Here is a 21,564-nt window from a genome sequence, read left to right as displayed (position 1 = left end):
TGGCTCGGGTCGTCGGCCCCCCGACCGAGCTTAACCAGGGGCCCCCGGCGCTGCCATGTCACCGGCGGCGGGCCCCGGCGGGCCGGGACGGCGCGGACCCGCCGGGCGGGGCGCCCGGGCCGGTGGCTACCGGGCGCGGGCCGCGTGCACGGTCTGGGCGGCGAGCAGGAAGACATCGGGGCGGCGGGCGAGACCGGCCGGGTCGTCCGGGTCGAGGAGGCGGGTGACGGCGGCCAGGTCGTCGGGGGCGATCTCGTCGCCGAACGCCTCGACGGCGCGGGTCAGCCCGGCGGCGACGTACGCCCGGCCGCCGGCGGGGAGCGGGGCGGGCAGGTCGACGAGGAAGGTGCGGCTGCGCGGGGTGTCCAGGCCCGCTTCGGTGAGGAAGGCGGGCCAGTCCTCGACGGTGTCCTCGGCGCCGGGCAGCCCGGCCCGCATCCGCGCGAACCACTCCTCGTTCAGCGCGTCCAGCCGCGCCTGGAGGCCGGGACGGCCGAAACCGATGTCGCGGGGCAGGAAACGCTGCGGCAGGCCGCCCTCGGAGAGGGCCAGGACGCCGCCGGGGCGCAGGTGGCGGGCGAGCGTGGCGACGGCGCGCCGCTGGTCGCCGACGTGGTGCAGGGTCCGGCTGGACCAGATGAGGTCGGCGTCGCCGACCGGCCCGGTCGGGTGGGCGCCGCCGTCGGGGGCCGCTTCGCCGTCGAGACCGTCGGGGAGTTCGGCGCGGTGGGTGGTGACGCGGTCGGCGAGGCCGCGGGCGGCGGCGCGGGCGCGGGTGCGGTCCAGCAGCGCGGGCGTCGGGTCGACCGCGACGACCTCCGCCTCCGGGAAGGCGGCGGCCAGCAGGCAGGTGGCGACGCCGGGACCGCTGCCGACGTCCAGGATGCGGCGGACGGGGGCGGCGGTGCGGCCCTGCGGGGCGAGGAGGGTGCGCAGCCAGGCGGCGGCCTGCTCGAAGACGGCCGAGTGCAGTTCGGCGCCGCTCTCCAGGAGCGGGCCCATCACCTCCCAGTCCATGTCGGCGCCGCCGTGGTGGTGTCCGGGGGCGTGCCCGCCGTGGCCGTGCGCGGGGGTGTGCGGGCGGGCGTCGTCATGGCTCATGGGGTGAGCCTGGACCGCTCACCGGCCGGTGGGCAAGCTTCCTTGCCGGTTCGGCAAGGCGGCGGTGTTCCGTAAGAGCGGTGATCCGTAAGAGCGGTGATCCGTAAGAGACGCCCTGGTGACGGCGGGTCGGGGCGGGCGCCGTAGGGTCGGGCGGATGGGTACTCCGGTGTGGATGCCGCCGACGGAAACCGAGCGGCGGCTGTGTGAGGCGACGGCGCGTGGTGACGGGGCGGGGCAGGTCGCGGCCCTGGCGGGCGAGGATCTCTATCTGGTGGCGCCGCAGCCGGGGCAGGATCCGCTGCCGGTCTACGACGACCCGGTGGCCGGCGGGAAGTGCCTGCCGGTGCTGACCCGGGGGATGCTGCCGCCGTGGCAGCCGCAGCAGTTCTTCGACCGGGTCTCGGTCGAGGAGTTGGCGCAGGACTGGCCGAACGACCGGTGGCGGCTGGCGGTCAACCCGGGGACGCCGGCGGCCGCGTATCTCGTGGCGACGCCCGCGCACCGGGCATCCTGGCTGCAGGCCCGCACCCATTTCGGCGTCCGCCCCGGCGGGCTGCTCAGCACGCTCGCGACGGGGCCGCTGCACGGGCCGCTGGCGCAGGGGCTGGCTTGCGGGGCGCCGCTGGCGGTGCATCACAGCGTGCCGTGGAACGAGTTGGGCACCGTCTTCCTCGACCACGCGTCGGACGCGCAGACGCTGCGTGAGCAGTGGTCGGTGACGGATCCGGCGTCCTGGGCCGAGCGGCTGGAGCAGCTGCTCGGCGGCGGTTTCCTGCCCGCGGAGACCGAGGCGGCGCTCCGCGCCCGCCAAGGCGGCGACACGGCGGAGCAGGACGCCGCCGCGGTACCGGAGTTGGTGACGCGGTACGAGGAGCGGTTCCGCACCGACGGGCTGCTGCCGGCGGACGGGCGCGTGGCGTCGGTGCTGGCGCTGGATCTCGCCCATGCGGTGAACCTCGTCCGCTGGGGCCTGGGGGCGCGGCTGTGCGCCCCGCCGCAGGCCGAGCAGGCGGTGCAGCGGGCCGGTGCGCTGGCCCGGGAGGCGTACGACTCGTGGGAGGGGTACGCGGCCGGGTACGCGCTGGGCCGGATGCTCGCCTTCGACAACGGCTGGTTCGGCGCCCCGTACGCGGAGGCGCTGCATGTGCACCGGGTGCTCACCCAGGATCCGGCGTCGCCGTGGCGGGGGCTGGCCTTCGCCTGAACCGGACGCCGGGTGCGGGACGGCGGACCGTGCCGCGCTCCCGGCTGCGGCCGGTCCGGACGGCCGACCGCGCGCCCGGGGCGGGCGGTTGGCGGCGGGCGCGCCGGGGCCGTGAGCCGCCGGACGGCAGGGGGCGCGCGGGAGGCGGGCACACTCCGGTGCGTACGCTTTCGGGAGCCCTTCCGAGCGCACAGACCGCGCGCGCTCCCGGTCCCCGGACCGGTTCCGGGGCGAACCGACCGAAAGCTGATGCCGTCGTGCGCCGCCCGTTCCGCCGATCCGTGCCGCTCCTCGCCCTGTGGTGCGCGGTGACCGCCGTCGCCGGCTGCTCCCCCGCCGCCGGCGGCCCGCCCGACGCCCGGCCCCCGGCCGCGTCCGCCGCGCCGGGAAAGGTGCGGCTGCCGCCCGCCGACGCCGTCTTCGACTACCAGTTGGGCGGCGCGTACCCGCCGCGGGACGACGTACGGGTCGTCTCCCGCGACCGCACCGCGAAGCCGGTGAGGGGCCGTTACACCATCTGCTACGTCAACGCGTTCCAGACGCAGCCCGGTGCGGCGGTCGGCTGGTGGCGGCGTCACCACCCGGACCTGCTGCTGCACGAGGACGGCGACGACGGTCCGCTGGTGATCGACGAGGACTGGGACGAACCGCTGCTGGACGTGGCCACACCGGCGAAGCGCACGGCCGCCGCCGAGGTCGTCGGCGGCTGGATCGACGGCTGCGCCGCGGCGGGCTTCGACGCAGTGGAGGCGGACAACCTCGACTCGTACGAACGCTCCGGCGGGCGGCTCGACGCCGACGACGCGGCGGCGTTCGCCCGGCTGCTGGCGCAGCGGGCCCACGCACGGGGCCTGGCCTTCGCGCAGAAGAACACCGCCGATCTGCTGGGCGAGCGGTCCCGGATCGGCTTCGACTTCGCGGTGACCGAGGAGTGCGCCCGCTACCGGGAGTGCGATCGTTATCTGTCCGCCTACGACGGCCGGGTCTTCGACATCGAGTACCGCACCCGGGACTTCACCACCGGCTGCCGCCGCTGGGGCGACGCCCTCTCCCTCACCCTGCGCGACCGCGACGTACGGCCCGCGGGGGAGCACGGTCATGTGTACCGGCACTGCTGACGCCGGACCCCTGGTTCCGGGGCGGCAGCCCCTACTCCGCAGGGGTTCCGGCGCGCGGGGGATGCCGGATGAGGTTGACTTCCTTCGGGCAGTGGGCAGGCGAGAGGGGCGGAGTGCGATGCCGGAAGTGTCCGGTGGGGCGGGCGGGACCGTGGCGCCCGGGACGGGTGCGGTCGCGCCGGCCGTGCGTACCGGCGGGGTCCTTGCAGGATGTGTGTCCGCCGCGGGGCCGGGCCCGATGCGGTATCCGGCGCACGCGGGCCCGGAAGGGTACGCACCGGACGATCCGGGAGCGGAGACGAGGAGGTCGGCGATGGAGCGCGCGGGACGCTGGTGGCGGGCGGTGCTGACGGCGGGTGCCGTGGTGCCGTGCTGTGCGGCGTTGACGGCGGCGGGGCCCGGCCGGCCGCTTTCCGGGCCGTCCGGCCTGGTGGGCGTCCTCGCCGGGTTGCTCGACGGGGCGGTGGCCGCCGTGCGGCTCACGGACGGCTTGCTGGTCGCGGGGGGCGCGGTGGTCGCGCTGCTCGGCGTGGCGATGGTGGTGCTGGCCCTGGTGCCGGGCCGGCTGCGGGAGGGCGCCGGGGCGCGGCTGCTGCCCGGCGCGGACACCGCCCTCGACCGGCGCGGGTTCGGCGCGCTGCTGCGGGACGCCACCCTGCGGGTGCCGGGCATCGCCCGGGCCCGGGTGCGGGTGCGGGGCCGTCGGGCCGTGGTCCGGGCGGTGCTGGTGTTCGGCGATCCGGCCGAGGTGCGGGCCGCGCTCACCGCGGAGCTGCGCGCCCTGCGCGACCGGCTGGGCCTCGTCCGGCCACCGCGCCTGGTGATCCGGATCGCCCCCGCATAGCGGCCGGCGCCGCCACGTTCGACGCACACCCCGATCAGGTAAGGACGGACAGAGATGGCCGGGAGCGGTATCCGCCGTGGGCCGCACCGCAGGGCGCCGGGTGCGCCGCGGCTGCGCGGGAGGTCCGGGTGAGCGCCCCGGCCGCCTCGCGCCGCGGACGGCTGCGGCGCGCGCTGCCGACGGGAGGCCAGTGGCGCACCGCGCTGCGCCGGACGCCGCTGTCGGTGTGGCACGACGACGTGACGGACTGGGCGGCGAGCCTGACGTACTACTCGGTGCTGGCGCTGCTGCCCTCGACGATCGTGACGGTGTCGCTGATCGGGCTCGCCGATCCCCCGGCCACCGAGCAGCTGATCAACCATGTGACCTCGCTGGCGCCGGCCGACTCCGGCCCCACGCTGCGGCGGGCGCTGGTGGGCATGGCGCATCAGCGCACCGCCGCGTGGATGGTGGTCGGCGGTGCGCTGGTCAGCGCCGTCTGGTCGTCGTGCAGCTATCTCGCGGTGTTCCGGCGGGCGCTGCACGCGATGAACCGGACGAAGGACGACCGGCCGCCGTGGCGCAAGGCGCCGCGCATCCTCGCCACCGCGCTGCTGCTGATCGCGCTGCTCATCAGCTCGGCGGTGGCGCTGCTGGTGAGCGGCCCGATCGCGACGGCGCTGGGCCGGACGCTCCATCTGGGCGAGGCCGGTGCGGAGACCTGGAACCTTCTCCAGTGGCCGCTGCTGTTGCTGCTCGCCGTGGTGCTGGTGATGCTCCTGTACCGCTCCGGCCCGCCGCCGTCGCGCGGGGTGCCGCGCGCGGTGCCGGGCGGGGTGGTCGCGGTGCTGATGTGGCTGGTCTCGTCCGCGGCGTTCACGTTCTACGCGTCGTACGTCGGCACCTTCAACCGGCTCTACGGCTCGCTGGCCGGTCCGGTGGTGTTCCTGATCTGGCTGTGGTTCTCCCACCTGTCGCTGCTCTCGGGCGCCCAGTTCAACGTGGAGCTGCGGCGGGCGGGGTGGGACGGCGGGGCGGGGGACGGTGCTTGCGGGGGCGAGGCGGAGCCGGGGCCTGCGGCGGAGCCGGAGCCCGAGACTGAGGCGCAGCCCGCGCCCGAGCCCGAGCCGGGGTCGGAGGCTGTGCCCGAGCCGGGGCCCGTGCCCGAGCCGGAGGCGCAGCCCGCGCCGGAGCCGGGGCCCGGCTCCGTGCCGAAGCCCGCCGCCGAACCGGCTCCGGAGCCCGCCGTGCGGCCGGGCGGCACGGTGCCGCGCCCCGGCCCGGGCGTCACCCGCTCCCCGGGCTGACGGGGCGGGGCGGATCGGGCCGACGGCGCGCCGTCCGCGGCCCGGCCCCGGTGTCCGTGCCGGCTCAGTCGGCCCCGTGGGCCGCGGCTACGGCCTCGATGCGGTGGGCCAGGCCGAAGTCGAGGGCGGTGATCCGGCCGCCGGCGCTGTGGGTGTTCACCGCGACGGCGAGCCGGTTGTAGCCGAGGGTCAGATCGGCGTGGTGGCCCAGTTCCTCCTGGATCTGGGCGATGTGGATGACCATCGCGGCGGCCGGGAAGTGGCCGGCGAAGTGGTAGCCGCGGCGCAGCAGGCCCTCGGAGACCGACCAGCCCGGCAGCTCCCCGAGCCGTGCGGCGATGTCCTGGTCACTGAGCGGTTCCGGCGTGGGCATCCCGTCGCCTCCTCGTCGTCTCCCGGCACGGCCGCTCCGCACCGGACGGGCCGGTACGGGGCGGGCCCGTACCGGACTCCAGCGTGGCATGCGGGGCCGGACGGCCGCCCGGTGGCGGGGCCGGGCGATCGGTCACGGCGCGGGGACGTCCCCCGGCTGCGCCGGTTCGGCCGCGGCGTGCGGGCCGCGTCCCTTGCGGCGCGCCGCCATCCAGGCGTAGACGAGGATTCCGGCGAAGAGGAACAGCACGCCCTGGTAGATCGCGGCGTAGCCGGCCCCGGCGACGAGCCAGAAGGTGAAGCCGAAGGCGACGAGCGCCATGGCCAGGTCGCGGGCGAAGCGGCCGGGGCGGACCCGGTCGCGTTCGCCGATGAGCAGGAAGTAGATCTGCGCGCCGGCGGCGAGGAGGTAGGGGACGGTCGCCGAGAAGGTGGTGATCAGGACCAGGATCTCGAAGACGCCGCCGGAGCCCAGCAGGTAGTTGATCACCGTCAGGCCGCTGGCCAGCACCGCGGCGGCGAGCACGCCGAAGGTCGGCACCCCGCGCCGCTTGGTGAGGAAGGCGCGCGGGAAGAGGCCGTCCTGCGCCGCGGCGTACGGGGACTGGGCGCTCATCAGCGTCCAGCCGTTGAGCGCGCCGACGATCGAGATGACGGCGGCGGCGGCGATCAGGGTGCCGCCCCAGTGGCCGCCGAACATCGCGTTGACCGCGTCCGAGAACGGCGCCTTGGAGTGGATCAGCTTGTCGTGGGGGACGGTGCCGAAGACGGCGACGGTGCCCAGCAGGTAGACCAGGGCGGCGCCGAGGGTGCCGAGGACCGTGGCGCGGCCGACGTTGCGCCCCGGGTCGCGGACCTCGCCCGCGCTCATCGCCGCGGACTCCACGCCGACGTAGCTGTAGAGCAGGATCGCGGCGGCGGCCGACAGTCCGCCGAGGGTGCCGGTGGTGCCTTCGGTGAACGAGCCGAGGTTGCCGGGGTCGAAGAAGAACAGGCCGACGATCGCGATGAACAGCAGCGGGACGAACTTCAGGACCGTGGAGATCATCTGCACGGCGCCGACGTAGCGGGTCCCGGCGAGGTTGGAGAGGGCCGGCAGCCACAGCGCGGCCAGCGCCACGATCAGGTCGGTGCCGCGCCCCGCGTGGCCGGGCAGCAGGACGTGGACGTAGCCGACGGCGGCGACCGCGAGGGCCGCGTTGCTGACCCAGGTGAGGGTCCAGTACGACCAGGCGGACAGGAACCCGGCGAAGTCGCCGAACGCCTCCCGGGCGTAGACGTAGGGCCCGCCGGTGTCCGGGTGGCGGCGGGCCAGCTTGCCGAAGACCAGGGCGAGGGCCAGGGCGCCGAGGGTGAGGACGCCGAAGGCGACGAGGCTGACCGTGCCGTAGGGGGCGACGGACGCGGGGAGCAGGAAGATGCCGCCGCCGATGATGTTGCCCATCACCAGGCAGGTGGCGGTGGCGAGACCGAAGCGGCGGGCCGGCGTGGGTGCGTCGGTGGCCGCACCCGTCCCGGGGTGCCGCTCGTCGGGGCTGGGGTGCATGGAGTGGGTGTCTCTCGTCGTGCCGGGGTGTCCGGTGTGCCGGACTGGTGCACATGGTCACCGGTTCGGGGCACGGCGCAAAATCGCCGCGAATGCTCCCGTCAACCGTTCGCCGGGACGGAGGATCTGCGGCCTGGCGAGCGGCGGACGGAAATCCCGTACGCCCCTCCGAACGGGTGTCTTCGCTGGTCCGAGGCGCGCGGCGGACCGGCCGGCAGCCGTTCGACGACCGCCGCGGCCCTGGCCCGCCCTCGGCCGCTCCTGCTGCAGATTCACGCCGGTTCCCGGGCCGCGCCGCCCGGAAGCGATCGCGTTCCCCGCACCCCCTTGTGTACCCCCCAGGGGTATGCCAATCTAAGGATCACGACATACCCCGAGGGGGTATGCATCGAGGAAAAGGAGTACCGCCATGTGCGGAGGGGTCTGCGGATGCGACACCAAGGCGAGCGCGGCGAGCGGCTCGGCGGGCACGGCGACCGAGGAGCACGGAGTGGTCCGGTCGGTGGTGCGGGCGGTGGACGAGGCGGGGACCGGCCCGGGCCCGGCGCCCACCCGGGACTGGCACCTGCGCGGGGAGTGGTTCGACGTGTGCAGCTGCGGGCTCCCGTGCCCCTGCACCTTCGCCCAGGCGCCCACCCACGGGGACTGCCTGTTCACCCTCGCCTGGCAGGTGCACGAGGGGCACTTCGGCGACACCGATCTGTCCGGGCTCGGCGTGGTGGCCGTCGGCGAGTTCACCGGCAACATGTGGATCGGCGACCCCGACGCCACGATGTCGCTGATGTTCTACCTCGACGCCAAGGCCGACGCCGCCCAGCGCCATGCCCTGGAACGCCTCTTCACCGGCAAGGAGGGCGGCTGGCCCGGCACGTTCGGCTCCCTCATCGGCGACCTGCGCGGCATCGAGTACGCGCCCATCCGGTTCGAGGCGGCGGCCGACCTCGCGTACTGGGAGGCCGAGATCCCCGGCAAGGTCAAGGTCGGCGCCAACGCCCTGACCGGCCCCACCGCCGACCCGGACCGCCGCGTCCAGACCGTCAACGCCCCCGGCGCCGAGGTCGGCCCGGGACAGGTCGCCACCTGGGGCGTCGTCCGCGACGACCACGCCACCGGTTTCAACTTCTCCCATGCCTACCGCGGCGGGTCCAGCAAGCACTTCCCCTTCGACTGGCGTCCCTAGGGGAGCCGGCGCCAAGGTGGTGCGCTCACGCCTCCCCGGCGACGCGGACGCCGCCGTCCGCCGGGGTGGCGGCCGGGCGGGTCCCGGCCGCCTCGCGCAGCCAGCGGCGCAGGACGTGGTGGACCTCGGCGGCGCCGGTCAGCGGCGGGGCGCCGGCGGGGACCGGGGGCGAGAGTTCGGCGGGGGCCAGCAGGAACGGGCGGCTCTGGTCGCCGCCGAGGCCGCCGTGCGAGCCGATCTGCTCCTCGAAGGCGTGCACCTCGCCGGTGGCCGGGTCGTAGGCGGAGTTGACCATGATGTCGGCGACGTGCGGGAAGCCGTCGGTGCGGCGCACCGCGTCGGCGGCGCCCGGGCCGAACGGCGCGAGCGGATCGGCGCCGATGATCCGCCCGGTGTCCAGGTGGTGTTCGGCGCCCGCGGGCCCCAGCACCACCGCACCGTGCTCCGCCGAGCGGACCAGCAGGAAGCCGATGCCGGGGTGGTTGGCGAGGGTGGCGAGCAGCGCCGGGTTGCGGCGGTCCAGCTCCTCGCGGGTGACGCGGCCGGGCATGTCCGGGAAGGACACCAGGCCGAGGTTGCCGGAGGCCAGCACCACCGGCTGGGAGGCGGCGCCGTGGCCGTCGGTGTCCTCGGGCCGCCCCAGCGCGGCGCGCGCCGCCGCCCGCGCCTCGGCGCCGCTGCGGGTCCGGCGCACCCGGCGCGGCACCGGCAGCCCGCACCCGGCGCGGACGAGGTCGCCGAGGCTCAGCCCGTAGCGCTCCAGGAAGGTCTCGCCGGGGCTCTGGCCGTGGTCGGAGAGGAGGACGATGCGGTACGGGCGCGGGGCGTGCCGGGCCGCCTTGGCGATCAGGGCGAGGGCCCGGTCGAGGCTGCGCAGCACCTGGTGGGTGTCGCGGTGGCGGGGTCCGGAGTGGTGGGCGACCTCGTCGTAGGCGACGAGGTCGGCGTAGACGGCGGTGCGTCCGGCGAGGAGGTCGCCGACGATCGCGGCGACGACCACATCGCGTTCGACGACGGTGGCGAAGGCGCGCAGCACGGGGTAGAGGCCGCCGCGGCCGACCCGCGGGGTCTCGCGGCGCAGGCGGCCGCGGAGCGCCTGGACGGTCTCGCGGAGGAGTTCGGCGGCGAAGGAGACGGCGGTGCGGGTGGCGTTGGCCGGGTCGGAGAAGTAGGTGAAGTACCCGGCGCGGGAGCGGGTGTCGCGGCCGCGGCGGGCGGCGACCGACATGACGAGGGCGACCTGCTCGGCGCCGCCGCTGAAGAGGTTGCCGCGGCTGGCGCCGTCGTCGGCGAGCAGCCCGGGGTGGCCGGTGCGGGCCACCGCGCGGCGCTGGAGTTCGGCGGCGCTGCTCGGGCGGTTGCTGACGAGGGTGTGGCCGCTCTCCTTCTCGTACCAGCGGAAGGCGGGCAGGTCGTGGTTGGTGCCGTGCAGGATGCCGAGCTGGCTGGCGCCGGTCTGGCTGGACCAGTCGGTGTGCCAGGGGGTGAGGCGGTGGCCGCCGGCGCGCCAGCCGGCCACCGTCGGCATCAGCGGCCGCTCGCCCTCGGTCGCCTCGCGCAGCAGATCGTGGCCGACGCCGTCGAGCTGGACGAAGAGGGTGCCGGGGGTGCGGGGCGCGGCGGCCCCGGCGCGGCGGGCGCGGCGTCCGGCGAGCCGCACCAGCCGTCTGCGGTACGCCTCGTCGTTGCGGACGGCGAGGAAGGCGGAGGTGGCCGAGGAGGCCGCGGACATCGCGGCGGCGACGATCACCGCGCTCTCCAGGGCGAGGTGGCCGCTGCCCTGCGGGAGCAGGCCGAGGGCAACGAGCAGCAGCGAGCCGTTGAGGACGAAGACCAGCAGGCCCAGGACGAGGGCGGGGACCAGCAGGAACGCGCGGACCAGCAGCGGCCAGACCAGCGCGCCGAGGAGGCCGAAGGCGCCGGCGCCGAGGACGGCGGTCAGGGCGGTGCGGGTGAGGCTGTCGCCGCCGGGCGACTGGAGCCGGAAGTCCGGCAGCACCACGGCGAGCACCAGCAGCGTGAGGCTGGACACGGCCCAGACGGCGAGTACGCGCAACGCGGCGCCGCCGAGGGATCTCCACCGCCCGGTCACGGCCTTCCTCTCTCCCCTGTCCGTTCCCCGGGCCGGCGGCACGGGCATCGCTCCAGCGTGTCATATACGCGCAGGTCCCCGGCCTTGGCCCGGTAACGGGCGGAAAAGACGGAAAGGGATACCTGTACGGGTTTCCGCCGCGTCGGCCCCGGGGCCGGGAGCCCGGCCGGGATGAGGCAGGATCGACGGGCGGCGCACGGGAGTCGGCCCGGCGCCGGGAGTCGGGAGGTCCGCGGTGCCGGTGGAGATCACCTGGTGGGGGCATGCCACCGCGACGATCGAGGACTCCGGGGTGCGGGTGCTCACCGATCCGCTGTTCGCCCGCCGCCTGGCCCATCTGCGGCGCCGCCGCGGCGCCCTGCCGCCGCCCGAGGCCGCCCGCGCCGATCTCGTCGTCGTCTCCCATCTGCACGCCGACCATCTGCACCCCGCCTCCCTCGCCCGGCTCGCGCCCGGCACCCGGGTGGTGGTGCCGCGGGGCGCGCCCGCCGCGGTCCCGGCCCTGCGGCGGGTCGCGCTCGCGTGCGGGCTGCGGCTGACGGAGGTGGCGCCCGGCGAGACGGTCGCGGCAGACCCTTCGGGCACGGTCACCGTCACCGCGGTCCCGGCCGCCCACGACGGACGGCGGCTGCCGTACGGCCCGCACCGCGTACCCGCCCTCGGCTACGTCGTCCAGGGCGCCGCGCGGACGTACTTCGCGGGCGACACCGGGCTGTACGACGCGATGGCGGAGGCGGTCGGGGGGTGCGAGGTGGCGTTGTTGCCGGTCGGCGGCTGGGGGCCGTTCCTGGGGAGCGGGCATCTGGACGCGCGGCGGGCGGCGCGGGCGGCGGCGCTGCTGGGCCCGGCGTGCGCGGTGCCCGTGCACTACGGCACGTACTGGCCGATCGGGCTGGACGCGGTGCGGCCGCACGAGTTCCATGCGCCGGGCCAGGAGTTCGAGCGGCAGGCCGCGCTGCTGGCGCCCGGGGTGCGGGTGTACCGGCCCGCGCACGGCGAACGCGTCCGGCCGGTGGTCGCGCGATGACGCCCCTCGCGGTGCTGGCGACCGCGGCGCCGCCGGAGTCGACGCAGCAGGCGGTGGGCTATCCGTCGCTCTTCCTGCTGGTGGTGCTGGGCTCGCTGGTGCCGGTGGTGCCGACGGGCGCGGTGGTCAGCTCGGCGGCGGCGGTCGCCTTCCACCACAGCTCGCCCCTCGCCCTGCTCGGCGTCTTCGTGGTGGCGTCGGCCGCGGCGTTCCTCGGCGATCTGGGCCTGTACCGGCTGGGCGCCCGCGGGCTGCGCGCCGGGAGCGGTTCGCGGTGGCCCGAGCGGCTGCGCGACCGGGCGGCGCCCGAGCGGCTGGCCCGGGCGCGGGAGCAGCTTCGGACGCACGGGGTGCTGGTGCTGACGGTGTCGCGGCTGGTGCCGGCCGGGCGGATCCCGGTGATGCTGGCGTGTCTGCTCTCGCGGATGCCGCTGCGCACCTTCGCCCGCGGCGATGCGCCCGCCTGCCTGGCCTGGACGGCGACGTACCAGCTCATCGGGGTGGCGGGCGGTTCGCTGTTCGGCAGTCCGTGGCAGGGCGTGGCGGCGGCGGTGGCGCTGACGGTGCTGGTCGGCGCGGTCCCGGCGGTGTGGCGGCGGGCCCGTCAGGCGCACGGCGAGGCGTGAGGCGGCGTCAGGCGCCGGGCAGGACGCGGGAGGCGCCGACCGGGAGGTCCCAGAGGTCCTCGCGGGGGCGCCCGGTGGCCTGCCAGGCGGCGCGGACGCGGTGCAGCGGCTCCATCGGCGGCTCGCCGGAGAGCAGGAACGTCGACCAGTGCATGGGGGCCAGCGCCCGCGCGCCGAGGTCCTGACACGCCCGGACCGCCTCCTCGGGGTCGGTGTGCACCGGCCGCAGCATCCACCGCGGGTCGTACGCGCCGATCGGCAGCAGCGCCACGTCGATGCCCGGGTAGCGGCGGCCGATCTCCTCGAACCAGTGGCCGTAGCCGGTGTCCCCGGCGAAGTACACCCGTCGGCCGTCGGGCGCGGTGAGCAGCCAGCCGCCCCACAGGGTGCGGCAGGTGTCGAGGAGGGTGCGCTTGCTCCAGTGGTGCGCGGGGACGAAGTCGATGCGGACGGGGCCGCCGGGCGCGGGCAGTTCGACCGCCTCCCACCAGTCCAGTTCGGTGACGGCGGTGAAGCCGCGGCGCCGGGCCCAGGGCGCGAGTCCCGCCGGGAGCAGCAGCGGGGTGGTGCGCGGCAGCCGCTTGAGGGTGGGGGCGTCGAGGTGGTCGTAGTGGTTGTGGCTGATGACCACCGCGTCGATCGGCGGCAGGTCCTCCCAGCGGACGCCGACGGGCGTGACCCGGGCGGGGGTACCGAGGATCTTGCGGGACCAGACCGGGTCGGTGAGCACGGTCAGCCCGCCGATGCGGACGATCCAGCTGGCGTGGCCGGCCCAGGTGACGGCGGTGGTGCCGGGCCCGGCGGCGGGCAGCGGGCCGGGGGCGAACGGCAGGTCCTGGATCTGCGCCAGCGTCTGCGGCGAGGGCCGCAGCTTGCCCTCCCGCGCGATCCGGGCCAGCGCCCGGACGCCGGGCAGCGGTGCGGTCAGCCGGTCGGTGAAGTCCCGCGGCCAGGTGCGGCGTTCACCCGGCGGCCGGGGCGGGGTGAGCGGCGGGGCGTCCGGGCGGACGGGCGCGGCGGGGCGCCGGACGGCGGACCGGGCCACGGCGGACGGCCCCGGGGGCGCGGGGTGCGGGGACGCGGGGACGGGGCGCTCGGTCTGTTCGGTCATCGCGGGGCTCCCTTTCGGGTGGGGTGGGGACGACGCGGCCGGAACGGGGGCGGGTGCGTTCGTACGGGCGGCGGTGCGCGGCGGGGCGGGTGCGTTCGTATGGAGCCGGGGGCGTGCGTGCGGGCGGCGGTCCGGGGCGGGTGCTGACGGGGCGTCATCCGATGGCGGTCGTGCCGGTGGTCAGGGCGGTCAGGGCGTGGTCGAGGCGGGCCAGGGAGGCGGCGACCGGGGCGGTGCGCAGCGGGTCGGGGGCGTCCAGGGCGGAGCGGCGGGCGTCCGGGTCGGGGCCGAGGAGCGCCTCGGTGCCGAGGCGGACGCGGAGCGCGCCGGGGTCGTCGCCGAAGCGGTGCCCGCCGCGCGCCTCCCACGGCGCCAGCTCCCGCTCCAGTGCCGCCGCCCCGGTGACCCCGGCGGCGGCCAGCGGGCGGCGGAGCGGTTCGAGGTCGGCGTAGAGGTGGCTGCCGGAGCGCGGCGGGCGGCAGAGCGCCCCGGCGGCGGTGAGGGTGCGGTAGAGGGCGGCGGCGAGGGTGCCGTGCAGCCGGGCGGCGGCCGCGGCGCGGGCGCGGACCGCGGCCGGTTCGCCGAGCGCGTACCCGGCGGCGTCGGCGAGCGGTCCGGGCAGCGGGGTGGCCGCGGCGGTCAGCGCGCCCAGGGCGGCGGCGTGCAGCGCGGCGCCCCGCTCCCCCTCCGGGAAGCGCGCGACGCCGACCGGCCAGGACGCGGGCAGCAGGGTCGCCCGCAGATCGCTGAGCACCACGACGTCCGCGGGCAGCATCTCGGCGGGGCTGAGCACCACGGTGTCGTGCGGATCGTGCAGCAGATCGCGGCGCGTCTCGTCGCTGACCACCCACATCCCCTCCCCCACGGCCGCCTCGCAGACCTCGTGCAGCTGCTCGGGCGGCGGGCAGGTGCCGGTCGGGTCGTCGGCGACGGACAGCACCAGCACCCCGGGCTCCGCCCCCTCCATCCGGGCCCGCCGCACGGTCTCCAGGAAGGCGAACGGGTCCGGCGCGCCGCCCGATTCGGCCGGTACCGGCGCGAGGTGCACGGCCCGGCCGAGCAGCCGGGCGGGCGGCGCGTACCAGGCGGCGCAGGGCCGGGGCAGCACCACCGCGCCGCCCACCGCCGCGTACAGCGCGAGGAGCAGGGCGGGCGCGCCGGGGCCGACCAGCAGGCGGTCGGGGCCGGCGGGCAGACCGCGGCGCCCGGCGTGTCCGGCGGCGGCCGCCCGCAGCTGCGGGGAGCCGCCGGACGGCTCGGGCCCGGCGCGCCCGGCCGCGGCGGCGAGGCGGTCGGCGATCTCGGGGAGCACCGGGAGGCCGGACGGTTCCGGGGCGGGCTCCGGCCGCGGATCCGGGGCGGTCCGCTGCATCCGTACCTCCACAGTGCACACGACGGGACGGTGGGCCGCCGGCGGCCCACCGCGGCGTCGGCGGTGCGCCGACCGGACGTCGGCCGCGTGGGTCGTTCATGGGCCCATCACATGAATCACACCCGGCCCACCTTGGCAGATCCCGCGCCGCACACACCCCCGACACGTCTACGGAGCCCGTGCCACGCCCGCCCGGCCGGATCCGGGGACGCCGTCGCCATCCGAATGGGGCAGTGAGCGGGCGGGGGCGGGGCCCGGATGCCGGTCCGGCGCGCGGGCCGGCGGCGGCAGCCGGGCCCGGCGGCGCAGGCCGGTCAGCCGCGCCGCCCCGCCTCGTAACGGTGGATCACCACCCGCTCCCCCGGCCGCCACTCCTCTTCCTCGGTGGCGGTGCGGGTCCAGCCGTGGCGTTCGTAGAGGGCGACGGCCGTGTGGTCGGTGGCCTTGACCTCCAGGGCCGGGGAGCGGCCGCGGGCGAGCGCCGCGTCGTGGGCGGTGCGCAGCAGCCGGCCGCCGACGCCGTTGCCGCGGGCGGCGGGGTGGACGTAGAGGCGGCTGATCTCGGGGCCGCACAGGGCGGCGTGACCGACGATCACGCCGGACTCCTCGGCCACCCAGGCGGCGGTGAGGCCGTCCGGGGTGAGCCAGCCCGCCGGGTCGGCGGGCCAGTGGTGCGGGTAGCCGCTGCGGCGGTGCACCTCGGCGAGCACCGCCGCGCAGGCGTCGAGATCGGCGGGTTGACGGTTCCTGATCATCCGGGCAGGAAAGCACGGCGGGGCGCGGCGGGCGCCCGGTTTTCCGGGGACCGGTGGCCACCGGTCCCGGCCGGCGCCCCGCAGCGCCCGGCCCGCGCACCGGGGAACGGCGGCCCGGACCCGCCACGGTGACGCCCGTTGCGGCGACCTCCCCGCCCCGCGCCCCCCGCTTGGGGTACAAGGGGCCGCATGCGCTCACTCCTGTCCCGTGTGGACCGACGGCTCTTCGACACCATCGCCGCGCGCGAGTGGCCCGGCGCGCAGCGGGCGCTGCCGCGGCTGACCCGCAGCGCGGACCACGGACTGCTCTGGCTGGGGCTCGCGGCCGGTGCCGCGGCGCTCGGCGGCCGGCCGGCCCGGCGGGCCGCCGTCCGCGGCGTCGCCTCCCTCGCCGTGGCCTCCGCCACCGTCAACACCCTGGGCAAACGCTCCGTCCGGCGTAAGCGCCCGCTGCTCGACCCGGTGCCCGTCATACGCCGTCTGCGGCACCAGCCCTTCACCTCGTCGTTCCCGTCCGGGCACGCGGCGTCCGCGGTCGCCTTCGCCACCGGCGTCGCGTTCGAGAACAGGTGGTGGGGGCTGGCGCTGGCGCCGCTCGCCGCGTCCGTGGCGTTCTCCCGCGTCTACACGGGGGTCCACTACCCGGGCGACGTGCTGGCGGGCGCCGCGCTCGGCGCCGGGGCCGCCTTCGCGGTGCGCGGCCTCGCGCCGACCCGGGCCCAGCTGGCGCCGCCGGCCCGGCCGCGCGCCGACGCGCCCGCGCTGCCCGGCGGCCGCGGGCTGTTCGTGGTGGCGAACCAGGGGTCCGGGCAGCGCGGCGAGGCCCGGCCGGACCGGGCGCCGGAGGTGCACGGGGCGCTGCCCCGCGCCACGGTCGTGACCTGCGGCGGGGCGGACGCCCCCGATCTGGACAAGGCGCTGGAGGAGGCCGCGGAGAGCGCCAAGCGGTGCGGCGGCGCGCTGGGCGTGCTCGGCGGCGACGGCACCGTCAACGCGGCGGCCGCCGTCGCGGTCCGGCACGGGCTGCCGCTGGCGGTGCTGCCCGGCGGCACCCACAACCACTTCGCCTACGACCTGGGCATCGAGACGCTCGGCGAGGCCGCGCGCGCCGTGGAGGACGGCGAGGCGGTCGCCGTCGACCTGGCGCGCTTCCGTACCGCGCCGCACCGCGAGGGGCAGTACTTCCTCAACACCTTCTCGATCGGCGCCTATCCGGAGCTGGTCCGGCTGCGGGAGCGCTGGGCGGGGACGATCGGCGCCTGGCCCGCGGGGGTGCTCGCCGCCTGGCACGTGCTGCGCACCGCGAAGCCGGTGCCGGCCGAGATCAACGGCCGCCGGATGGAGCTGTGGATGCTGTTCGTCGGCAACTGCTCCTACCGCGGCCTGGGGCTGACGCCCGTGCGGCGGCACGATCTGGCCGACGGGGTCCTCGACGTACGGGTGGTGCGGGCCGGGCGGCTGGCCCGCACCCGGCTGCTGGTGGCGGCCCTGACCGGCACCCCGCGCTCCTCCCCCGTGCTCAAGGAGGCGCGGCTGCGCAGCCTGCGGATCGGCGGGCTGCCGGACGGCACGGATCTGGCGTACGACGGTGAAGTCACCGGCGCCCCGGGCCCGTTGATGCTGACGAAGGAGAACGAGGCGCTGACGGTCTACCGCCTGCTGCCCGAATCCTGAGATGCCTCTCTCGTGATGCGAGATCGCGGCGTACGGTGAAGCCACCACGCCGCGAGAGCGGTCCGCGTCGCCGCGGTGCGGACCGCCCCAGGGGCACCCGGGGCGGTCCGCGGCAGCGCGGGTCCGCCGCCCGACGCCGCGAAGGAGACCGCATGCCACAGGAAACCGCCGTCTACACCCACGGCCACCACGAGTCCGTCCTCCGCTCGCACACCTGGCGCACCGCCGCCAACTCGGCCGCCTACCTGCTGGATTCGCTCCGTCCGCACATGACGGTGCTGGACATCGGCTGCGGCCCGGGCACCATCACGGCCGATCTGGCCGCGCTGGTGCCGGACGGACACGTCACCGCCCTCGACCACGCGCCCGGGGTCCTGGACAAGGCCCGCGCCACCGCCGAGGAGCGGGGCCTGACCAATGTCCGCTTCGCGGTCGGCGACGTCCACGCACTGGACTACCCGGACGACACCTTCTGCGTGACCCACGCCCATCAGGTGCTCCAGCACGTCGGCGATCCCGTCCAGGCGCTGCGGGAGATGCGCCGGGTGACCAAACCCGGCGGCATCGTCGCCGTCCGCGACGCGGACTACGCGGCGATGACGTGGTACCCGCAGGTCCCCGGCATGGACGCCTGGCTTGACCTCTACGAGCGGGTGACGCGCGCCAACGGCGGCGAGCCGGACGCCGGACGCCGGCTGCACGCCTGGGCGCGGCAGGCGGGCTTCGCCCCGGAGGCGGTCACCGCGACCGCCGGTACCTGGTGCTACCGCACCCCCGAGGAACGCGCCTGGTGGAGCGGGCTCTGGGCGGACCGCACGGTCTCCTCCGGCTACGCGCGGCAGGCGGTGGACGGCGGCCACGCCACCCCGCGGGAGCTGACGGAGATCGCGGCGACCTGGCGGGCGTGGGGCGCCGAGGAGGACGCCTGGTTCGCGGTGCTGCACGGCGAACTCCTGTGCCGGGTGTGACGCCCCCGGGCCCGCCGCCACGGCCGGCCCCGCCGCCCCGGCCGATCTCCCCCCTCCGGTGATCGCGCACCTCCCGGCCGCTCAACTACCCTGCCCCGTATGGACATTCTGGGGACCTCATTGCGGGTGTGCGTCGGCGATCTGGACACCGCCGTCGGTGTGTACGAGCGGCTGACCGGGACCGAGGCCGTGCGCTTCCAGCACGGTCCGGTCGCGGTCGCGGCGGTGGGCTGCTTCTTCCTCATGAGCGGGCCGGAGGCGGAGCTGTCGGTGCTGTCGAAGGTGACCGCGACGCTGGCCGTCAAGGACGTGGACGAGGCGGTGGCGGATCTGCGGGCGGTCGGCGCGGAGATCATCGCCGGCCCGCTGCCGACACCGATCGGCCGCAACCTCATCGCCCGCCACCCGGACGGTTCGATCTTCGAATACGTCGACCGGCAGGGCGGCTGACACCGCGTCGGTCACCCGGCCGGCCGTGGCCGCCCCGGGGCGCACCGTCCCGTGTCCCGGGCGGCCGGCTCACGCCGCGCGCGCGGGCACCCCGGCGAAGTGCGGCAGGACCTCCTCGGCGAGTTCGTGCAGCACCTCGTCGACGGGCCGCTCGTTGGGGCGGAGGTTGAACGAGACATGGCGGACGCCGAGGCCCGCCATCGTCTCCAGATGGGCGATCAGGGCGGTGCGGCCGGTGCTCAGGCCCAGCCGGATCGCCCGGGCCGGGGCCTCGGGGTCGCCGAGGAGGTCGAGGACCATCGGCGTCAGATACGGCTTGTCCCCGGCCAGCTCCTGCCACTGGCGGATCCGCAGCCGCAGGGCGCCCAGGTCACGCGGGTAGTTGAGCGAGGCATCCGCGTGCTCGGCGATCCACTCGGGGGACTGCTGGGCGCCGCCGGCGACGGCGATCGGGATGCCCGCGCCGTCCACCGGACGCGGCAGCACCTCCAGCTGCCGGTCGGCGGTGAGCCCGAGCGCGGGCAGGGCGAGCGGACCGGGCCGCCAGGCGGCGCGCAGCGTCTCCACACCTTCCCGGAAGGCCGCGCCGCGGGCCTCGAAGTCGCGGCCGAACAGCGGGTACTCCACCGGGCGGTCGCCGCTGGCGACGCCGAGCAGCAGCCGGCCGCCGGAGAGCACGTCGACGGTGGCCGCCGCCTTGGCGACCAGCAGCGGTTCGCGCAGCGGCAGGACGATCGCGGCGGTGCCGAGCACCGCGTTGCGGGTGGTCGCGGCGAGGTGCCCGAGGTGGGTGAAGGTTTCGAAGACGCTGCCGGCGTCGCCGAACCGCGCGGGGTCGTACAGCGGCACGTCACGCAGCCACAGGGCGGCGAACCCCAGCCGGTCGGCGAGTTGGGCGAGACGGGTGTGTTCGGTGAGGTCGGGGACGCCGAACGGCCGGCCGGCGGCCTGGTCGGCGCGCTGCCGGGCGGTGCCCCAGTCGTTGTCAAGGGGCAGTTCCAGGCCGAGGGTCAGCCCGCCGTCGGCGGGGGCGATTCGGGCGAGTGCGGGAGAGAGCGGTGCCATGGGATTCCTCGGACGCCGCGGCCCGGGGGGCGCGGCGGTGGTACGGGCCCGGTCCGGGCGGCCCGGGCGGGCCACCCGGACCGGAACGGCCGGGACGGAAGGGTCAGTTGAGCTGGTCCGGGTGCGGGCCGGTGCGCAGATCGCGGTCGCCGGCGGCGATGGCCGCCATGTCCTCGTCCGTGAGCGTGAAGTCGAACACGTCGAGGTTCTGCCGGATACGGGCCGGGGTGACCGACTTGGGGATGACGATGTTGCCGAGCTGGAGGTGCCAGCGCAGCACGACCTGGGCGGGCGACTTGCCGGTGCGCTCCGCGACGGCCGTGACGGCCTCGTCCTTCAGGACGGCGCCCTGGGCGAGCGGGCTCCACGCCTCGGTGGCGATGCCGTGCTTGGCGTGGAAGGCGCGCAGCTCACGCTGCTGGAGGCCGGGGTGCAGCTCGACCTGGTTGACCGCCGGGACCAGTTCGCTGCTCTCCATCAGCCGCTCCAGGTGCGCGGGCTGGAAGTTGGAGACACCGGCGGCGCGGACGCGCTTCTCGATGACGAGGCGCTCGATGGCGCGCCAGGAGTCCCGGTAGCGGTCGCGGGCCGGGGTGGGCCAGTGGATGAGGTAGAGGTCGACGTACTCCAGGCCGAGCTTGGCCAGGGAGGCGTCGAAGGCGCGCAGCGTGGCGTCGTAGCCCTGGTCGTCGTTCCACAGCTTCGTGGTGACGAACAGTTCCTCGCGGGGCAGCCCGGAGGCGGCGAGCGCACGGCCGACGCCGGTCTCGTTGCCGTAGATCGCGGCGGTGTCGATGCTGCGGTAGCCGGCCTCCAGCGCGCTGGAGACGGCGGCGGTCGTCTCGTCGTCGGGGACCTGGAAGACACCGAAGCCGAGTTGGGGGATCTCGACGCCGTTGTTGAGCTTCACGGTGGGGACGCCGGTCATGGCGGCCTCCTTCAGTCGGTGCGGGTGGGTCAGGTGCGGTCGGTGAGGGTGTACCGGACGGTCTGGGCGCTGATGCGGCCGTCGCGGAAGACGAAGGTGTCGACGCCGTCGGTGACCTGCCGGGACGCGGTGGCGGCGGTCCACTCCAGGAGCAGCACGTCCCCGGCGAAGTGCGGGGTCAGCCGCCAGTCGGCGTCCGGGAGGTCGGCCAGCAGGCGGCCGATCACCTCCCGGACCCCGTCCCGTCCGTGGAAGGCGCCGGCGGGCGTGAGCAGGACGGCGTCCTCGGTGTAGTTCGCGGCGATGTGGTCGAGGTCGCCGGTGGCCAGGCGTTCGCCGTGGTCGGCGAAGACCTCCTGGGGGCTCCGGGTCATCGGGTCAGCTCCTCAAGGGCGGCGGTGGCGAAGGAGTGGTCCTGCTCGGGGGCGCCGCCGCCCAGGCCCAGGGCGCCGATGAGGTGGCCGTCGCGGTGGATCGGCAGGCCGCCGGCGATGAAGAGCAGCGGCTTGTCGAGCGCGGTGGGCAGGGAGTGGAACGGCCCGTCGGGCTTGACGAGGTCGACCAGGTCGGCGGTGGGCGCGTTCAGCTGGAGGGCGGTGTAGGCCTTGCGGGTGCTGGTCTCGCCCGAGATCAGGACGGCCCGCTCGTCGCGGCGGAAGGCCAGCAGGTGGCCGCCGGCGTCCAGCACGGTGACGCTGACCGGGACGCCGGCCGCGTCCGCGGCGGTGCGGGCGGCGACGATGAGGCGCTCGGCCTCGGCGGTGGTCAGCGGGGTGACGGTGGTGGCCACGGTGGTTCTCCTCGGGGTGTGGTGCGGTGTGCGGTGATACGGGACCGGCCGG

20 protein-coding genes and 1 pseudogene are annotated in these 21,564 nt (G+C 76.5%); 10 read left to right on the top strand and 11 right to left on the bottom strand.

Going from position 1 to position 21,564, the window contains the following annotated elements; genetic code table 11:
• Positions 1–126: 126 nt before the first annotated feature.
• Entirely contained in the window at positions 127–1,101 is a 975-nt protein-coding gene (locus tag ABT345_RS17945) for a class I SAM-dependent methyltransferase (RefSeq protein ID WP_345076761.1), read from the bottom strand.
• A gap of 157 nt (positions 1,102–1,258) precedes the next feature.
• Between ABT345_RS17945 and ABT345_RS17940 the strand changes: the two genes are divergently transcribed.
• From ABT345_RS17940 to ABT345_RS17925, 4 genes and pseudogenes are all read left to right on the top strand, one after another.
• Positions 1,259–2,308 carry a DUF1266 domain-containing protein gene (locus ABT345_RS17940; RefSeq protein ID WP_345076764.1) on the top strand — a complete coding sequence of 350 codons (1,050 nt, stop codon included), beginning with the start codon at positions 1,259–1,261 and terminating at the stop codon, positions 2,306–2,308.
• Between the two features lie 281 nt (positions 2,309–2,589).
• Entirely contained in the window at positions 2,590–3,426 is an 837-nt protein-coding gene (locus tag ABT345_RS17935) for an endo alpha-1,4 polygalactosaminidase (protein ID WP_345076767.1), read from the top strand.
• A gap of 313 nt (positions 3,427–3,739) precedes the next feature.
• Positions 3,740–4,270 carry a DUF6286 domain-containing protein gene (locus tag ABT345_RS17930; RefSeq protein ID WP_345076770.1) on the top strand — a complete coding sequence of 177 codons (531 nt, stop codon included), beginning with the start codon at positions 3,740–3,742 and terminating at the stop codon, positions 4,268–4,270.
• Between the two features lie 128 nt (positions 4,271–4,398).
• Positions 4,399–5,271: pseudogene (locus ABT345_RS17925) on the top strand (YihY/virulence factor BrkB family protein); the annotation flags it as partial.
• A 349-nt stretch (positions 5,272–5,620) separates the two neighbouring features.
• Here the strand turns inward: ABT345_RS17925 and ABT345_RS17920 are convergent.
• Together ABT345_RS17920 and ABT345_RS17915 are read right to left on the bottom strand one after the other, a co-directional pair.
• Positions 5,621–5,929, bottom strand: a complete 309-nt coding sequence (locus ABT345_RS17920; RefSeq protein WP_345076776.1) for a 4a-hydroxytetrahydrobiopterin dehydratase — start codon at positions 5,927–5,929, stop codon at positions 5,621–5,623.
• A 132-nt stretch (positions 5,930–6,061) separates the two neighbouring features.
• The gene (locus tag ABT345_RS17915) at positions 6,062–7,474 is read right to left on the bottom strand and encodes an amino acid permease (protein WP_386461186.1); all 1,413 of its coding nucleotides are present in this window, start codon (positions 7,472–7,474) and stop codon (positions 6,062–6,064) included.
• A 409-nt stretch (positions 7,475–7,883) separates the two neighbouring features.
• Between ABT345_RS17915 and ABT345_RS17910 the strand changes: the two genes are divergently transcribed.
• Positions 7,884–8,654, top strand: coding sequence for a DUF1326 domain-containing protein (locus tag ABT345_RS17910; protein ID WP_345076779.1), 771 nt, complete (start codon positions 7,884–7,886; stop codon positions 8,652–8,654).
• A gap of 25 nt (positions 8,655–8,679) precedes the next feature.
• Here ABT345_RS17910 and ABT345_RS17905 read toward each other — a convergent pair whose 3' ends face one another.
• The gene (locus ABT345_RS17905) at positions 8,680–10,746 is read right to left on the bottom strand and encodes a phage holin family protein (protein ID WP_345076782.1); all 2,067 of its coding nucleotides are present in this window, start codon (positions 10,744–10,746) and stop codon (positions 8,680–8,682) included.
• 235 nt (positions 10,747–10,981) lie between these two features.
• Here ABT345_RS17905 and ABT345_RS17900 point away from each other — a divergent pair, with 235 nt between their 5' ends.
• Complete coding sequence (locus ABT345_RS17900; protein ID WP_345076785.1) at positions 10,982–11,773, top strand: MBL fold metallo-hydrolase; 792 nt, start codon at positions 10,982–10,984, stop codon at positions 11,771–11,773.
• Positions 11,770–12,399, top strand: a complete 630-nt coding sequence (locus ABT345_RS17895) for a DedA family protein (protein WP_345076788.1) — start codon at positions 11,770–11,772, stop codon at positions 12,397–12,399. The genes ABT345_RS17900 and ABT345_RS17895 overlap by 4 nt, the downstream gene beginning before the upstream one ends.
• Before the next feature lie 7 nt (positions 12,400–12,406).
• On the opposite strand, the gene ABT345_RS17890 is transcribed toward ABT345_RS17895, so the two are convergent.
• The 3 genes from ABT345_RS17890 to ABT345_RS17880 all read right to left on the bottom strand — a co-directional run bounded on the left by ABT345_RS17890 (position 12,407) and on the right by ABT345_RS17880 (position 15,637).
• Complete coding sequence (locus ABT345_RS17890; RefSeq protein WP_345076791.1) at positions 12,407–13,510, bottom strand: MBL fold metallo-hydrolase; 1,104 nt, start codon at positions 13,508–13,510, stop codon at positions 12,407–12,409.
• 154 nt (positions 13,511–13,664) lie between these two features.
• Entirely contained in the window at positions 13,665–14,882 is a 1,218-nt protein-coding gene (locus ABT345_RS17885; RefSeq protein ID WP_345077240.1) for an aminotransferase class I/II-fold pyridoxal phosphate-dependent enzyme, read from the bottom strand.
• A 314-nt stretch (positions 14,883–15,196) separates the two neighbouring features.
• Positions 15,197–15,637 carry a GNAT family N-acetyltransferase gene (locus tag ABT345_RS17880; RefSeq protein ID WP_345076794.1) on the bottom strand — a complete coding sequence of 147 codons (441 nt, stop codon included), beginning with the start codon at positions 15,635–15,637 and terminating at the stop codon, positions 15,197–15,199.
• A gap of 189 nt (positions 15,638–15,826) precedes the next feature.
• Here ABT345_RS17880 and ABT345_RS17875 point away from each other — a divergent pair, with 189 nt between their 5' ends.
• From ABT345_RS17875 to ABT345_RS17865, 3 genes are all read left to right on the top strand, one after another.
• On the top strand, positions 15,827–17,311 hold the full coding sequence (locus tag ABT345_RS17875; protein WP_345076797.1) for a bifunctional phosphatase PAP2/diacylglycerol kinase family protein: 1,485 nt from the start codon (positions 15,827–15,829) through the stop codon (positions 17,309–17,311).
• A gap of 152 nt (positions 17,312–17,463) precedes the next feature.
• Entirely contained in the window at positions 17,464–18,279 is an 816-nt protein-coding gene (locus tag ABT345_RS17870; RefSeq protein WP_345076800.1) for a class I SAM-dependent methyltransferase, read from the top strand.
• A 99-nt stretch (positions 18,280–18,378) separates the two neighbouring features.
• Complete coding sequence (locus ABT345_RS17865; RefSeq protein WP_345076803.1) at positions 18,379–18,729, top strand: VOC family protein; 351 nt, start codon at positions 18,379–18,381, stop codon at positions 18,727–18,729.
• Positions 18,730–18,798: 69 nt separating this feature from the next.
• Here the strand turns inward: ABT345_RS17865 and ABT345_RS17860 are convergent, their stop codons facing one another.
• The 4 genes from ABT345_RS17860 to ABT345_RS17845 all read right to left on the bottom strand — a co-directional run bounded on the left by ABT345_RS17860 (position 18,799) and on the right by ABT345_RS17845 (position 21,512).
• Positions 18,799–19,794 (bottom strand): TIGR03571 family LLM class oxidoreductase, encoded by a 996-nt coding sequence (locus ABT345_RS17860; protein WP_345076806.1) that lies wholly within the window; start codon positions 19,792–19,794, stop codon positions 18,799–18,801.
• Between the two features lie 103 nt (positions 19,795–19,897).
• Entirely contained in the window at positions 19,898–20,722 is an 825-nt protein-coding gene (locus tag ABT345_RS17855) for an aldo/keto reductase (RefSeq protein ID WP_345076809.1), read from the bottom strand.
• A 29-nt stretch (positions 20,723–20,751) separates the two neighbouring features.
• A complete protein-coding gene (locus ABT345_RS17850) occupies positions 20,752–21,096 on the bottom strand; it encodes a nuclear transport factor 2 family protein (RefSeq protein WP_345076812.1) in 345 nt (114 codons plus the stop codon).
• Positions 21,093–21,512, bottom strand: a complete 420-nt coding sequence (locus ABT345_RS17845; protein WP_345076814.1) for a GlcG/HbpS family heme-binding protein — start codon at positions 21,510–21,512, stop codon at positions 21,093–21,095. Before ABT345_RS17845 ends, ABT345_RS17850 begins: the two co-directional genes overlap by 4 nt.
• Positions 21,513–21,564 lie beyond the last annotated feature (52 nt).

The organism is Streptomyces sp. NPDC000404, assembly GCF_040300365.1.
In the GTDB taxonomy this organism is placed as follows: domain Bacteria; phylum Actinomycetota; class Actinomycetes; order Streptomycetales; family Streptomycetaceae; genus Streptomyces; species Streptomyces ramulosus.
The sequence above is the reverse complement of the archived record's forward strand: the minus strand, read 5'-3'. Positions and strand labels throughout refer to the sequence as shown.